The following is a 15,418-nucleotide window of genomic DNA, read 5'->3' as shown; positions in this document are numbered from 1 at the left end:
CAGTTAATTACTAATTTATCTTGCCATGTCCATCCGCCAGGACCAACAGTCAGCTCGTCGCGCAGGCCGTCCCGTTGAGCGTGAACGACGCGGGAGCGGTGTTCCTGTCACGGAACGACCCGAGGAACCCGATCGACACTTCACGTCCTGGCGCGATCGTCGCCGTGTAGAACACGTTGGTCGCACTGACCTTCGCGCCACGCTGCGACGAGGACGCGTTCCACATCTGACTCACGGTCTGACCGTCACCGAAGGACCACTGCAACGTCCACCCGTTGATCGCCGCGCCACCGGTGTTCCTGATCGTGACACCACCCTGGAACCCGCCCGGCCACTGCCCGCTGACCCGATAGGCGACCGTGCACGGCGGCGCAGCAGGCGGAGGAGGTGGCGCTGTCGTCACCACAACCGGCGGTGCGGCGGCGACAGTGGTCGTCGTCGCAACCGGCTTCGGCGGCTGAACACGCTTGGGAGACGTGGCGGCCGTCGTGGCCACCACGTCCAGCCCGTTGCAGGGAAGTCCCCACAGGCCGCGGTTCTCGCGCGCCGCAGCGGCTTCCGCGTCGGCCAGCACGCCGGCCGCACCCTGCGCCCGCAGCACCCCTTCCCGCACGGCGAGCATCGCGTAGTCGGTGCCGTCCTCAAGCCACAGGTTCACCTCGCCGGGAATGACCGACGTCATCCGAACCGGCCGCTCCACCAAGGCCTTCGTCGCGAAGGCGATCGCCGCGGCCGCCCAGCACTCCGCCGGCGGCGCGAGCAACGAGATCCGGACTCGCTCCCCGCTGTCCAGCAGAACCGTGCGACCGTCGACCACCTCACGCACGAACCGCGGCACGTTCTCCTGCACGTCGGTGATCAACGTAGGCGGCCGCACCGGCCCGCGAGTGGACACAGGCGGCGCCGGACTCTCCACCGTGCACGCACACGTGAGCAGAACCATGAGAACTGACAAGGACTTCCGGACCACCAAAGGCTCCCGACGCGGTCGTTGAAACTTTGACGACCGTATCGCCCCGCAGCCCCCACCTCACTCCGCCGTTCGGCCTTGATCAACTACCCTGGGTGTGTCAGCACCACATCTCCAGCTCGTCATGTTGCCGTCGAAAGACTCCCCCGGCAGCCAACCGTCAACATGAACGGGTCCACTCCAGACGGTTGCCACGCAGCCCAAAACCGCGCGCACCAAATACACGTCTCAGCCGAAGCCCAAGCCGATCCACATGGCCCCCGACAACCCACAAAACAGCAATCCCCCGATTCCAATGTGGAATAACGGCTCACGTCGAACCGGGGTCGAGCGAAGCGACGACCCGATGCTGGGGTCCGGGGGCGCAGCGCCCCGGCTGGGGTCTGGGGGCTCGGCCCCAATGGCGCTTCCTTAATGATCTTCGTCTAGTTTGATCTTGTGGCTGGTGTGGAGCAGGACGCGGGCGGGCTGCCGGAGCGGGTGGCGATCGGGGTGCTGACCACGGTGTTCCCGCCCGCGCTGGTGGACGAGGTGATCGAGCAAGCGCAGGCGCGTGAGCTGCGGAAGCGGTCGTTGCCGGCGCGGTTGACGCTGTATTTCACGCTGGCGTTGTGGCTGTTCCGCGGTCGTGGTTACGACCTGGTGCTGCGCAATCTGGTCGACGGTCTGGCCTTCACCCGGCGAGGCTGGGGTGACTGGCGGGTGCCGTCGACGGGGTCGATCACCAAGGCCAGGGCCAGGCTGGGGCCCGCTCCACTGGAAGCGTTGTTCCGTCGCGTCGCGGGTCCGGTCGGTGCCCGCGGCGCGCCGGGGGTGTTCTGGCGGGGGCTGCGGCTGGTCTGCCTGGACGGCACCGGCGTGGAAGTCCCCGACAGCGACGCCAACCGCGCTGTGTTCGGCCGCCCGTCCGGCAAGGACGGCTGGATCGGCCCTTATCCGCAGGTCACCGTGGTCGCGCTGGCCGAGTGCGGCACCCATGCGCTGCTGGACGCCGCGTTCGGCGGCTACCGCACCGGCGAGCAAGACCTCGCTGCCGGGCTGGCCAGCGCGCTGCGCCAGGACATGCTGGTGCTGGCCGACCGCAACTTCCCCGGCGGTCCACTCTGGACTGCGATGACCGGGCGCGGGGCGCAGCTGTTGTGGCGGATCAAGACCGGCCAGTTCGCCCTGCCCGTCGAACAAGTTCTGCCGGACGGCACCTACCTGTCGTCGTTCACCAGCGGCAAAGGCCGCAACCGTATTCGTGTCCGGATGCGGGTGCTGCACTACACCGTCACCAGCACCGACCAGACCACCGGCGAGCAGAACACCGAAGAGTTCTGCCTGGCCACCACCCTCACCGACCCCGCCACCGCCCCGGCTCTCGAGCTGGCCGGGCTCTACCACCAGCGCTGGCAGGCCGAAACCCTCTTCGCAGAGCTGAAAACCACTCAACGCGGCGGCGCACTCGAAGTGCTGCGCTCGCACAGCCCCGACGGCGTCGCCCAGGAAATCTGGGCCATGCTCTGCGTCCACCACGCCCTGCGCGGTCTGATGGCCACCACCGCCCACGCCACAGACACACCCGCGCTGCACATCAGCTTCACCCGCGCACTCGACGCCGCCCGCCGCACGGTCACGCCCGCGGCGGCTTTCCCCCCTCCGCCAGGTTCTTGATCACTTCAAGCGAGACATCCTCGACCGGCTCACACCACACCGCCCCGGACGCCGCAGCCCACGCGCGACCAAACGACGATCACCCCGCTACCCACGCCGCAAGAACGTCCCGGCCAGCACCCGCGTCCACCACCACCTCAACCTGCAACCACGCAGCTAAGGAAGCGCCATTGGGGCTCGGCCCCCAGAAAACACCACGGGAGAGGTACGGTCTGCGCTTTCCGCAGACATACCTCGCCCGAAGGTCGTGCCCCCGGTACGCCTCGTACAACGTCGACACAGTCCCGCACCCGCCGTGAGCTGCAAGTTTCCGCCACCGTGGAGGTCCCACGCGGCCGCCGCCGTCGCGCTGGCGATGAAGAATGAACCCGAGCGGGATCATCTACGGCCTGACAGAACTGCAAGCTGACGGCTTGGCCTGTCCGGTTTGCGCAGCGAATTTCATGCAGGTCCATATTGCTTCGGTGCCTGTTGGTCGCTCGGTGACCGGCTCGCAGGTCCACGCGTGCGTCGACGAGTGCGCCGAGTCAGCCACGGCAGCCATCGAGGCTCGTCGTCAAGCAGGCGGTGCACGATGACCGCTGTCGTCCGGCGCGATCGCTCGCTGTGGGTCCAGTGCGCGTGCACGGCTCTGGTCGCGCTCGGCGCGGCGTACGCCTCGTACCGACACGGGCACGAGTTCGCGCTCCGGTTTGGCGCGGACGAGACGACCGCGGCGATCTGGCCACTGATCGTGGACGGCTTGTTGACCACCGCGACGGTCGAGCTGTGGAAGACCGGTCACGGCGGCGGGCGCTGGAAGGCCTGGCTGGCGTTCGCGTTCGGCATCGTGCTCTCGCTTTGCGCCAATGTGGCCGCGGCGCCGGAGTTGAGCGTGTTCGCCGTGGCGGTCGCGGCGTGTCCGCCACTGGCACTTCTCCTCGCGGTCGAGCTGCTCAACCATGCACTGAAACGCCGACGCGCCGAGAGCGCCAACGAGACCGGAACCGAGAGCAACGAGAACAGTGACGAGAACTCCGGCGTCGTACGTCTCGCGGGGATCTCGGACGACTCTCTACCGTCAGCAGAACCGACCGCCGAGCAGCGGATGTGGACCTACTTCCGCGCACAGGTCGCGCACGGTCGAATGCCGACCGGCGCGGAGTTGGACCGTGCTGCGGGAACCAACAACTACGGTCGTCGAGTACTCCGCCAGTGGCACGAGAAGGGCCGCATCCCCTCCACGGCTGCTCACCTTCGCCAGCAAGGCCGTCCTTAGCCATAACTGCAGGTCCCGATGCCCACCCGCCGGTCGGCGTAACAGTTCACCGGCGAGATCGAACATTCAAGGAGGGTCATGGCGAGCGAGGGAAGGCGAGCATGGACTTTGAGAAGCTCCTGTCCGAGAAGACCACCGCAGCCCCGATCGAGCCACGCGAGCTGTACTCCTCGTTGCCTGACAAGGCGAAGGGCTACGGATACCTCCGCGACGTGCAAGGCCAGATCCTGACCACGTGGCACGAACGCCGCCACGAACGTGATCTTGTCGTCAAGGTGAACACAGGCGGCGGGAAGACGATCGACGGTCTCGTGATTCTGCGCAGCTATCTCAACGAGGGTCGTGGACCTGCACTGTATGTCGCGCCAGACAAGTATCTCGCTCTGCAGGTCAGAGAAGAAGCCGACCGTATCGGTATCGCCACGGTTGACGACCCTGACAATCCCCGGTACCTCTCGGGTGACGCGATCGCCGTAATCAACGCCTACAAGCTGGTCAACGGAAGGTCAGTCTTCTCCTCCAAGCGGCCGACCCGGCCACCTGCACCTATTGGGAGCGTGGTCATCGATGATGCCCACGCGGCCCTCGCTATCACCCGCCAGAAGTTGACGATCGGACTCTCCCGCAGCCACGACGCGTTCGACCCCCTGTTACGGATGTTCCGCGGGGCCATCGGTGAACAGGCTCCGAATGCATTACTTGACTTGGATGACGAAAGTCCAAGCGCGCTTGCTCGTGTCCCATTCTGGGCGTGGAGGGACCAGATCGACGCTGTACGCGCCCAGTTACACCGGCACCGTGAGACCGAGGAGCTCTTCTACGTCTGGCCCGCTATCGCCGACGTACTGCACCTGTGTCGGGCGGTGTTCACCGCGAACACCCTTACGATCACTCCGTTCTGCCCGCCGATCCGCCACGTCACCGGCTTCGCCGACGCCCAGCATCGCGTTTACCTCACGGCAACTCTGGCTGACGACAGCATTCTTGTGAGCGACTTTGGGGCAGACCCCGCAAGCGTCCGAGCCCCTATTAGCCCGCTGACCGCAGGCGACATTGGCGAGCGCATGATCCTGGCGCCTCAGGAGATCAACCCAGGGGTAGTTCTTCAGGACGCCCGCGACGGGATCGCGCAGCTTGCGCACCAACACAACGTCGTTGTCCTCGTACCCAGTGACCGTGCTGCCACCAACTGGACTGGATCCGCCCAACGAGTCGTACATGCCGATGACATGGCTCAGACGGTGGAGGATCTACGGGCTGGTTTTGTTGGACTTGTTGTGTTCGTCAACAAGTACGACGGCATCGACCTTCCGGACAACGCGTGCCGGGTCCTGGTGCTAGATGGTCTGCCGGAGGTGGCTACCGGCGACGAACGCCTCGAAGCGCAACTGCTGCGTCGTGCTGGTACTGATGACCGACAGATTCAGCGCATCGAGCAAGGCATAGGGCGCGGAGTCCGAAGCAACGAGGATCATTGCGTCGTGTTCTTGCTCGGTTCCCGACTTAGCCAGCTTGTCGCCGACCCGAGGTCGTTTGCGCGTTTCGGCCCCGCCACCCAGGCCCAGCTCGAGCTTTCGCGCACCGTCGCTATGGACCTCGAAGGAGAATCTCTCGACAAGATCATGGCTGTGGCGAACCAGGCACTCAACCGCGACCCAGGCTGGATCAAGCTGGCGAAGCTCACGCTAGCGGCCGTGCCGCCGCAACCGGGCAATGTCACGGACGTGGCGGTCGCTCAGCGTGCGGCTTTCGAGGCAGCCACTGATGGTGACTACCGCGCTGCGGCAGAGCAATTGGAGGTTGCTGCGAGCACGGTCGCCGACAACCGGGAGAAGGGCTGGTTGCTTGAGCAGCGGGCCGCCTATCTCGATCAGATCGATCCTGTGCAAAGCCAGCACATCTTGGTCGAGGCGCGCAAGAGCAACCCGTCGATCTTGCGGCCCTTGTCCGGTGTCACATACGAACGACTCGCCCTCAGTGAGGGACAAGGACAACGGGCTGCAGATATCCTTGCATCGCTCTACGGCACGCCCGCAGAACTCCGGCTAGGATTCCGTGCGCTCACCGAAGACCTCGTGTTCGACAAGGAACGCACAGACGCACACGAGAACGCGCTCGCCCGGCTCGCAGACCACCTCGGGCTCACCGGACAACGCCCGGAGCAAGACCTTGGTGAGGGACCGGACGTGCTGTGGGCCCTGGGAAATCTTGGATTCTGGGTGATCGAGGCCAAGAGCGGATCGAGGACCCAAGTGATCCACAAAGGCGACGCCAACCAACTTGCCGGCTCGATGAACTGGTTCAGGGAGCGCTACGACCCAACCGCTCGCGCCACACCCGTCATGGTCCACAAGGCACATCGCCTCGCCGATGATGCCGCCGCAGCAGCAGGAATGAAGGTGCTCGACGAGGACGGACTCAACCGACTTCGCACCGCAGTACTCGCATTCGCCACAGGACTCGCAGCAGACCGATGGGACCGAGCCGCAACTGTCGATCGCCACCTTGCTGGGCACAAGCTGCGCGCGGCCGATCTGTCCAGCTATCTCCGCGATTGTCGGCTCGCCCGGTGAGCAGCACCGCCGGGAAGCCTACGCCCAATGCTCCTGCGCATCGTGAATCTTCCATTCCTTGCTTCTGCTGATATCGCTCAGAGGAGGCCACAAATGACCATCGGACGGTGCCACTGAACACCAAGCAGCTGCGGTCCTCAGATATCCGAGTCCGAAGGCTGGCATACGGCAGAGCCGCGCCTGGAGTCCGTTCGGCAGGTGTGTACGGGCAAGGTCGCGGTGGACCGGACGATGCGTGCGTGCGCCACCACCAACCTCAAGGGGCCAATTTTCGGCCTACCAGGGCCATGTGACCAGCGTGGTGTCGTTCGACGAAGACCTCTAACGGCTCGCCGCCGATTGCAGGACCGTAGATTGACCGGCGGTAGAACCTCTTAGCGTCGCCATCGCCACCGGCGACGCTGCTGATCATTAGGCGATGGATCAAGAGGCTCCGTCGAAGGCACTACAGGGGTTTTTTCCCCACCGAGCACGGCATTCCGAATTGCCTGCCAGTTCGCAGATTTCCACCAATCGAACAGCCGAAGCGTCCCAACGACGGGTACGTCGAGTGCTTCAACGAACTCGCGACGTTGGTACACCTCGTTGGAACGTTGCTCCGGCGGAGTCCGATGTTCGTGATTCACGACCAACGCGCCACCAGACACCGTCATGTCCGATCTGAGTCGTGGCCAGGTGCTCAGGTGCCGCAGAAGATCGCCTACGAGCGATTCCTTTGCCCTGCGACCTTCTGACTTCACCTCGACGAGCACGCTGTCGTTGCCAATTGTCGCCAGCAGATCTGCAGAACGCGTACCGCCGAGCTCCTTGTCGAGGTTCACCACCGAGAAGCCGGCGTCGATCAGCACCTGTTCAACTGCCGCGGTGAGAAGGTCACCGGTGCCAAAGAACAACCCGTCGCGGACGGCGTCTGCCGCACGCTTCGCCTCAACGAGTCGCACTTCCAGGTCTGCACGTTCGTTGGCATAGCGAAGCTCCATCGCGGCAAGCGCCTCACGCGCGTGGATCTCGGCCGGCGTCTCAAAGTCTGGTGCTACGTGCACGGAGGTCCTGTGACGCCGCCCCGCCTCAGGGTTGTACGCGGGGATCGCGTGGTGGACCAGCCAATCCACCACGGTGTTCCAGTCAAATCCGTCCGGCAGCAGGTACCAACGCATGCTCCCGTCTGATGGGACCCATACCGCCATAACCGGGCAACCCAGGGGGTCGAGGAGTATGGGGTGCAGCTCTCCATCTGGCTGTACTACATGGGTTTGGCCCGCCATGGGATGCCAGTGATTGCCTGACAGCTTCATCGTCCACCAAGGTGCGTCGTGTGGACGACCATTGCGCAAACGCAGGCCTAGATCTCGATCGGTGTTGTTGGCGTCCGCATGGAGCTCGGGGCGAACTCCTGCAGGCAAACGTTCAGCGAGAACCACGCTGTTCTCGTCGGGGAGTGTAAGAGAGGCGTCGTATGGTGACAGTGGTCGCCTGATACCGTCGACTACACCGACGATGGCCACACCGATTGTCACTTCCTGGCGACGCTCGGCGCCCGAAAGCATGCGTCGTAGCTCGTCGCGTCCAGCTGCGAACGGTTGGCCCGGCTCAAGTACGGCAACGCAGTCAGAGGTCTCTGTGCCGAGCCACCTTGGCTCGATATTGTGCTGAATCCAATCGACCACGAGATTCTTCAGGGTCGACTGTTGCTCCGGCTCTTCGTGCCGAAGGCGGCCGCCGGGCTCGGCTGCGGTCGCTGCACGGGCTTCAGGGGCCGGATGACCTAGGTGGACCGGCAAGCGAGCGTCCATTTGACGATTCTAACGAGCTACTCCACCGGATATGGCGAATACATGCTGTTGTGCTCGCTGATCGCGGGAGGCCGACCGGACCGATCTGCGGGAGTGTGCCCGTTGCGCACACCCGATCCGGTCGCACGTCTTGTAACCAGACACGTCTGGCAGCGCCGTATCGCGGGAGATCCAGTCTGGCCGAGCGGACGAGGCCGACCGCGCGCCTGGGCTCGCGGCCGAGGCCGGCGGTGAACGTCGTGCTGGGTTCGAAGATCCCCACCACTCGCGATCAGGATCTTCAATCGGTGGGTGGTAGGTCCGCAGGCGGTGCATACTTCGAATTTGGGGCGATGCAACACCTTCACCAATTTGGAGTGTTCCACCTGATGACCGGTGCGAAGACGCAGTTGTGCTCTACCAACGAGTGCATGAATCCAGCTGCGTTCAACACGAAGACTAGACCTACCTGGTGTGGCGACTGCATCGATGGGTTCACGCGTGCCGGTGGTCTGGAGCCGCTGGAACCCTTCGCTGGAGTACGTGCGTGGAGGCTGACCGAGTGCCCGGTCTGCGGCGTCCGGGCTCACTACCGATTCGAGTACATCCAGGACAAGAACGCAGCCGGGGAGAAGGTCTGCCGTGGTTGCCACTGGATGTCCTGGGCGGGCTTGCACCGCACTGCTCCGTGGCAGGAGTTCGACCGTGCAACCCTGGAGTCTTTGCGGCGGGGCAGTCTTGAACAGGTCGCTTGGGCAGATCGGTTGGAGCGGTTCGCTGCTTACGTGGAGGAACACGGTTTTGACCTGGTCGCCAGCAACGCCGCTGCGAACAGCGACGGACCCGTGGTAACCAGATGCCGGGCTTGTCAGAAGCGCAGCGTCGACCGCATCAGCGACGTCGGGTTCGGCTGCACCTGCTCGCGCAACACTCGCTCGACGAACCCGGCGGGTGGAACGCGGGGCCGCGTCCTGCTGATCGAGTCGGACAGCCCTGGGCTGCGGTGGTGGGACAGCGAGCGCAACGACGAGGCCACCCTGCGGACCGTGACGGTCGCCGCGGTGCGGAAGTGTCACTGGAAGTGCCCGGAATGTGGCTTGCGGTTCCAGGCGAAGGTCAACGACATGGCCGCCGGGCCGACCTGCCCCGACTGCGCCGCGCGGAGCCGGGAGGACTGGAAGCGCGACTATGAACGCTGGCAAATCACCCCGGTTGCCGACGTGCCCGAGCTAGCGGCGGCGTGGGCTGACGAGGCCGCCCCATCGAGCGTGATGGTCGCCGGTGATGGGGCGGCGCCGAGGTTTCGCTGTTCCCAAGGCCACTACCCGCGGATCAGCCCTCTGACGTTCCTCGAAGGAGGATGTCCTCACTGCCGCGCGGCGCACACCGTGGTCTCCGGCAAGCGCTGGCTGGCCGACACGTTGCCGGAGATCGCCTCTCAGTGGCATCCGGAACGCAACGGCAAGCTCACACCGGAGAACGTGGTGTGGGACTCCAAACGCGTGGTCTGGTGGAGGGCAGTCTGCTGCGGACACGAGTGGCAGGAGTCCGTACGGGATCGGGACAAGTACAAGCGGCTCCGTTGCCCGAACTGCAAGACGATCCTCGGATCGCTGGCCTGGCATGACCCTGGTCTCGCAGCAGAATGGGCGCCGCAGAATCCTGTGACCGCCTGGCAGGTGCGCCCGACCGCAGCGACCAGCTTCGCACCTCTGTGGATCTGTGCCACCGATCCGGCTCATGTGTGGCGTGCGCCGTTGAGTAGTCGCTCGAGCGGAGCAGAGTGCCCGGACTGCCGCGAACACGGAAAGTCACGGGTCGAACTGGAGCACCACGCCGCGGCACTGGCATTGCTCGGCACCGCACGATCGGGAGTCACCTTGCGAGACAAGGCATTCACCTCTCGCAAGACGTGGACTGCGGACATTAGCGTCGACATCGACGGGCAGCTGCTCGTGATCGAATACGACGGCGCCTACTGGCACGCGGCGCCAGCGAAGGTCCTCGTTGACGAACGCAAGAGCCAAGACCTGCTGGCAGCCGGCTATCTCGTGGTGCGGCTGCGAGAAGACAGCCTGCCGCCGTTGGCGGTTGCAGATCCGAGATACTTGGAGATCAGGGTGTACTCGGCGGCGCCTCGCCCGCACGTGGTCATGGAGGGTATCCGGGAGTGGGTGCGCGGGCTGGTGTCGAGCGCGAGATGATCTGCCTGGTCTGAGATCCCGGGGGTGGAGAGTGGCCGACCGTCCGAAGTGCGGACGTCCGACGAAGGCGGGTACGCCGTGCGGGGCGGTGGTTCGGCGGTCAGTGCCGTTGAGCGCGGTGGCGCCAGCCTGCCGGACGCACATGACCGCGAAGGAGCGGCAGGAGTTCGATGCCAACCCTTTATGGTCTACCGATAGTCAGATCTTGTGGTTGTTCGGTGAACAGGACGAGGACACCGCCTTGTTGACGGTGGCGGAGATCTCCGGTCAGCTGGCGCTGGATCAATCGACAGTGTTGTACGCCTTACGGCAGTTGCGGGACGAAGGCAAGGCGGCGACGTGCCAGGTGGATCGGCGGGAAGCCTGGGGAACCGGCGACCAGGTCGTGGAGTGGCTCAGGAAACGCCGTCTGGAGGCACAGCGGATCGAGAGCGAACGTGAGCAGGCACGCGGACGCGTTACGAAGGCCAACGAGGCGTTGGCCGATGCGGCGACGCAGCTGCGTGAGGCCTGTGCCGGACGCGGGGTCAGCGTGTCGACCTTCGGGGGCTTCGGCACTGACTCCGGCGAACCTCGCAAGCTCTCGCTCTTGCTGTCCGTGGTCGATCCGGAGGCCGCCGCTTGGCTGGTCGGGCGCATGAGCAGACCCGTACCGGGGGAGGACGCGCCGTCCGCCGAGCAGTGGGCCGAACACGCCGGACACTTCGAGGAGCTGGTCAGTTGCTTCGAGTGGGCGGGATGGTCAGAACACGAGAACGACTACTTCACGGAGTACGACGACGAGACCGGGCCGGTGCTGTACACGACCCTGCATCGGACCTGTATGGCGTTCGATGTCGAATACCATCCGTCGACCGCCCGGCTCCGGCTTCTCCCGCACGAGTATCCAGGCGGTTGGCCGCAGATCTTCAGCATGCTGGACGACGAAGTCATGATCGAACTCGATGGCGAACTCGGCGAGCAGAAGGAGCTCATTACCGAACACGCAGGTGCGCTCGGTCTGCTCGACGCCACTCGGGTCGAGGTCGATCCTGATGCTGACGTGTCGTTGCGGCAGTTCATGGATGTCCAGCTGACCGAGTACGTCTTCGAGGAGTTCGCGCGATACCGCCAGAAACCGCTTCCGGACGCCGCCGGAGACCTCGACGGAGACACCTACCTCCAGACCTATTTCGCCACCGTCGTGGACATGTTCGGACGAGGTGTGCTGCCGGATCTCGTGCCGGACGCCGTCGTACACGGAATCGCGGCATGGTGCTGGCGCAACGACACGGCGGTGGAAGCGTGGCACGTGCCGGATGACGTGCTGATGGCCAGGATCAACATCGCGGTCACCAAAAAGATCACCGACTACGTCGATCTGCACGAGGGCGTCGACTGGCTCGGCCTAGAGGCGGCGCTGACCGATCCGGAGTGGACGCTGCCAGACGGGAGAAAGATCTCCGGCCTGTTCGAGGAGGGATGGCAGGAGGTCCGCGACTCCGTGAGTGAGAAGCTCATGACGTGGCGACGCCTGGACGAGGATCTGCTCGGTCCAGCGGCAACGTCGCGGTTGCTGACCATTGGTGGCTCAACCAGCTACACGTGGCAATGGTGGGGACAGGGCCGCTGGACAGCGATATGCCGTGCCATCGTCGAAGAGGCTGTCGCCGGCGGCATCGCTCTGCCCAAGCCCTACGACGGACTAGATCTAGAGCGTTTGGTCGCCGACCTCGCGGAGCCGGATCAGCTCGACGACGAAGCGCTGGAATGGCTGATCGACATGCCTGCCGCTGGCGTCGACGGCCCCCGCGGACTGCGGTTCCACCACGCTAGCAAGCCCATCTCGCGCATAGTGGAACCAGTCAACTGGCCTACGGAGTGAGATTCGGTGCTCGGGTCCATCGCGGGCATGCACCGCCGTGATGGCGGAGAGTGGCCTGATGGCACTACGCCCTGTTCGCGCCCAAGAATTATCGATTCTTGCGCACTACTCAACGTAACGCAGAAGATGGTCGGCGAAGGGCCTAATCTGCGACGGAACAGTTGCCAGAAAAGCGCTCGCCCAGGCCTACCTACGACGAGCCGACAAAGCCAGAACTCAACCAGACCCAGTAGGACGTGCAAGTCTGAGATACGGCAGGAGCACATCGACAAGTTCAGCTTCCTCGCGACCATGCATCATGGTGGGAGGCGCATTGAGTGCGTCAGATCGCGAATGCCGGAGCAACTGAATAACGCCTGCACTAAAGCGCGCAACCCGGTCGGTATATATGTCCTGACACGCGAGCACTATCGTGAGACCGTGCGTCTCGGATATCTGCTTAAGGACGGCCGACACCTTCGACAGGTTCGGACCGTCGAGGTTGTTACCAGACTCGTCAAGGATTAGCATCCGGCCTCGAGGACTTGTCGCGGCGACAAGTGAAGCCGTAGCCAACAACACATGAAGTATGATCAGCTCTGCAGTGTTAGGCGGGTTGGTGTACTCGACAGGTTTACCCTCAAGGGGTATCCACTGTGGATGCAGCTCCCAGCGCAATGGCTGCTCAACATCCTGGACGTCTGTGTTCCTCGGCCTGAGTCTGATCGGATCCTTATTTACGGACCGCAGGAGATTATTGAGCGTCTTCTCAGTGTCACGAAACGCTTTATCTATGATCGCGATCTGCATTTCACGCTGGCTCGCAATCCATTCCCGGGTCTCACCAGCCCGATGCTCAGCTGCGTCGATCTCCTCTTTATTCTTGCGGCGCTCGGAGTCAATCTCTTCCTCGCGAGCGTGGTCCTCTGCCCCATTCCATTCAAGCCAAGCGACCAGCGGCCTGGACACGCTTTCGAATGATCGAACAATGGCGGCATGATGAGCCTCGGACCATAGATACAATTCGGTTAGATCACCGTTTAGCTTCTGGTTCAGCTCGTCGGATTCGAGCACACCAGGGGTGCGCCCTGCGATTGCATCCTCACCCTCCCGTACTACATGCACGGCCGCGATGGCGTAGCGCAGGCCCGTGCGAGATTGATGGAATGCTGCATCGCGAGCTGCGCCGGAGACAACGACACTCTCCACTTCGAGGCGCTCCTGCGTAACTTCAATGTCTTGTATTGCAGCCGCCTCTTTCCAACTAGAGGCGACACCTCGCGCGAGCGAGGCCTTTTGTCTGGCGTCAGCTAGCTTCTGCCGAAGTACAGTTGTGCCGTCCTCCCCAGAACGCAGTCTGTCAATTTCATCTTTAAGGCCTGCGATACGCTTGTCCAAGCCCAAGATCTCATCTTGGGCTGCTTTAAAGTTCTCGCGCGCCTCGCCCAAACTTGCTTCAGCCGACTCAGCAAGACCTTCCAGTTCACGCAAGCGAGCATCTATAACTTTGAGCTCCTTGCTCACCTCATTCGCTTCCACTGCTGCTTTTGCGGCTTCCACGACGGCTTTCGCCGCCTCTACTCCCGATTTAGCCTCCCCTTCGAGACGGAGAGCTTCCTGCTGCTGTCGGTCAAGTTCCTCGAGTTCTGCTTGCACAGCGGCTATGGCCGCTTGTCTGTCGGTGAGCGGTACGGAATATCCCCCAGGAATCTCAAGTTTGAGCTCGAGATCAACGACCCAATCAGGCTCGGCCGTCGGCATACGCTTCTGCAAGGCGCCAAGGAAGTTCTCAATCGAAGTCTCCGGATCAGCATCTTGACCGCCTGACAACGACGTTGTCGGAGCATTAATAATCACAGGTGTGCCAGGATGACATGCAAGAATCAGTCGAGCGCGATCGACGACAGCAGCATTATCATCGTCGATAAGGACAATCGCGTTGACATAAGGGCTTAGGCGCGCCTCCCAGTAGACACGCGAGTCTTCACTGAGGTTGATGAGGTCAAGCACTGAGACAGCACGAATACCTTCGGCCTCCAGGGCTTCAAGAGCTAGGCCAGCCGGGCCGCCACGGCCCGCCTCGAGCTTCTCCAGATGTTCACACTTTTCCTGACGTCGACTTCCGATAATCCCCTTCCTCGTTCCTGCCGCTAGCCAACGCTGTTCAGCATTCACCAATTTGACCTCTGCCGCAGCGACGGAGATATCGGATGCGAGCGCGGCAACTTTCAGCAGGTGAGTTTGCTCACGTTCAAGCTCGGTTCGCTTGCTTTGCTTGGCCCCAGATTCTTTGAGTAGATTATCACGCACCGTTGATGCGCCATTGAGTTTCCCATTCGCAAGATCGAGGCGTTGCACAAGTGTCGCCCGATCAGCGAGACTCCTAAGCTCCAGAGTCTTCTGCGAGATAGAATATTCCGTTTCCTCAATCTTTCGACCGAGTTCTGCCAGCTTTTCAGCCTCCGACTCCGCGGCCTCATGCTCAAGTATTGCACCAATCGTGAGGAACATGTCCCAGAATTTTGATGCAACCGCTAGTTGATCGCGTGACCGTCTGCGATTTGCGATCTCTTGCAGCTCCCGCTCTTCGCGTTGATACTGAACCTCGTAGGCTTGTCGCTTAGCTTCCAACGCAGTCTGAGATGCTGCGAGATCGAGTCGGAATTGTCGCTCATACTCAAGCGCGTGTCGCTTGCCTGCCAGATTGATGATCTGGTTCGCAAGATCAATCGGCCGAAACGGCCGTTGACCGAGAGCAAGCAAACCGCGATCCTGATTATCTTCACTACCACGGGCTCGAATGTAGGCAATACATCGAGGAGCCTTGCCGAAGAACGCCTCCGCATACTCCGTGACTTTCAAAGTTTTTTGCCCGCGCAGGCTCTCCCAGATCTCTTCCGCGTTGGCGACTCTAGCCTTTTCCGTGTCACCGTTGGCGAGATGGACACCTTCCGCCCATCGGACCTGCACGTATTCAGGCCCGTGCCGCTCGATTCTCATCCACACACTAACTGCGGTGCCAATCTGCTCCGGCTTCAGATAAACGCCTGCAATGTACCCGTGTAGAGCATCACCGTGAGTAGGATCGCTGACTCGGGCACGGTTATGATCAAATAGAAGCCGTGCCGCATTCGGGCCAATA

8 protein-coding genes are annotated in these 15,418 nt (G+C 62.9%); 5 read left to right on the top strand and 3 right to left on the bottom strand.

Going from position 1 to position 15,418, the window contains the following annotated elements:
* Positions 1-49: 49 nt before the first annotated feature.
* Positions 50-943, bottom strand: coding sequence for a cellulose-binding domain-containing protein (locus SK803_RS37235; RefSeq protein ID WP_319970893.1), 894 nt, complete (start codon positions 941-943; stop codon positions 50-52).
* 465 nt (positions 944-1,408) lie between these two features.
* On the opposite strand from SK803_RS37235, the gene SK803_RS37230 reads away from it, so the two are divergent.
* The 3 genes from SK803_RS37230 to SK803_RS37220 all read left to right on the top strand — a co-directional run bounded on the left by SK803_RS37230 (position 1,409) and on the right by SK803_RS37220 (position 6,457).
* Complete coding sequence (locus SK803_RS37230) at positions 1,409-2,626, top strand: IS4 family transposase (protein WP_319970892.1); 1,218 nt, start codon at positions 1,409-1,411, stop codon at positions 2,624-2,626.
* A 574-nt stretch (positions 2,627-3,200) separates the two neighbouring features.
* Positions 3,201-3,884: a DUF2637 domain-containing protein gene (locus SK803_RS37225; RefSeq protein ID WP_319970891.1), complete on the top strand. Its 684-nt coding sequence runs from the start codon at positions 3,201-3,203 to the stop codon at positions 3,882-3,884.
* 101 nt (positions 3,885-3,985) lie between these two features.
* Complete coding sequence (locus SK803_RS37220; RefSeq protein ID WP_319970890.1) at positions 3,986-6,457, top strand: helicase C-terminal domain-containing protein; 2,472 nt, start codon at positions 3,986-3,988, stop codon at positions 6,455-6,457.
* 374 nt (positions 6,458-6,831) lie between these two features.
* Here SK803_RS37220 and SK803_RS37215 read toward each other — a convergent pair whose 3' ends face one another.
* Positions 6,832-8,250: a hypothetical protein gene (locus SK803_RS37215; RefSeq protein WP_319970889.1), complete on the bottom strand. Its 1,419-nt coding sequence runs from the start codon at positions 8,248-8,250 to the stop codon at positions 6,832-6,834.
* Between the two features lie 230 nt (positions 8,251-8,480).
* Here SK803_RS37215 and SK803_RS37210 point away from each other — a divergent pair, with 230 nt between their 5' ends.
* On the top strand, positions 8,481-10,433 hold the full coding sequence (locus SK803_RS37210) for a zinc-ribbon domain-containing protein (protein ID WP_319970888.1): 1,953 nt from the start codon (positions 8,481-8,483) through the stop codon (positions 10,431-10,433).
* Positions 10,434-10,575: 142 nt separating this feature from the next.
* Positions 10,576-12,297, top strand: coding sequence for a winged helix-turn-helix domain-containing protein (locus SK803_RS37205; protein ID WP_319970887.1), 1,722 nt, complete (start codon positions 10,576-10,578; stop codon positions 12,295-12,297).
* 216 nt (positions 12,298-12,513) lie between these two features.
* Here SK803_RS37205 and SK803_RS37200 read toward each other — a convergent pair whose 3' ends face one another.
* Positions 12,514-15,276 carry a coiled-coil domain-containing protein gene (locus SK803_RS37200; RefSeq protein ID WP_319970886.1) on the bottom strand — a complete coding sequence of 921 codons (2,763 nt, stop codon included), beginning with the start codon at positions 15,274-15,276 and terminating at the stop codon, positions 12,514-12,516.
* Between the last annotated feature and the right edge of the window lie 142 nt (positions 15,277-15,418).

Source organism: Lentzea miocenica (genome assembly GCF_033949945.1).
GTDB lineage: Bacteria > Actinomycetota > Actinomycetes > Mycobacteriales > Pseudonocardiaceae > Lentzea > Lentzea miocenica.
The sequence above is the reverse complement of the archived record's forward strand: the minus strand, read 5'-3'. Positions and strand labels throughout refer to the sequence as shown.

Coding starts and splice junctions, on each gene's coding strand:
- SK803_RS37235 (WP_319970893.1), bottom strand. CDS start 943: ATGGTTCTGCTCACGTGTGCGTGCACGGTGGAGAGTCCGGCGCCGCCT.
- SK803_RS37225 (WP_319970891.1), top strand. CDS start 3,201: ATGACCGCTGTCGTCCGGCGCGATCGCTCGCTGTGGGTCCAGTGCGCG.
- SK803_RS37220 (WP_319970890.1), top strand. CDS start 3,986: ATGGACTTTGAGAAGCTCCTGTCCGAGAAGACCACCGCAGCCCCGATC.
- SK803_RS37215 (WP_319970889.1), bottom strand. CDS start 8,250: ATGGACGCTCGCTTGCCGGTCCACCTAGGTCATCCGGCCCCTGAAGCC.
- SK803_RS37205 (WP_319970887.1), top strand. CDS start 10,576: ATGACCGCGAAGGAGCGGCAGGAGTTCGATGCCAACCCTTTATGGTCT.
- SK803_RS37200 (WP_319970886.1), bottom strand. CDS start 15,276: ATGAGAATCGAGCGGCACGGGCCTGAATACGTGCAGGTCCGATGGGCG.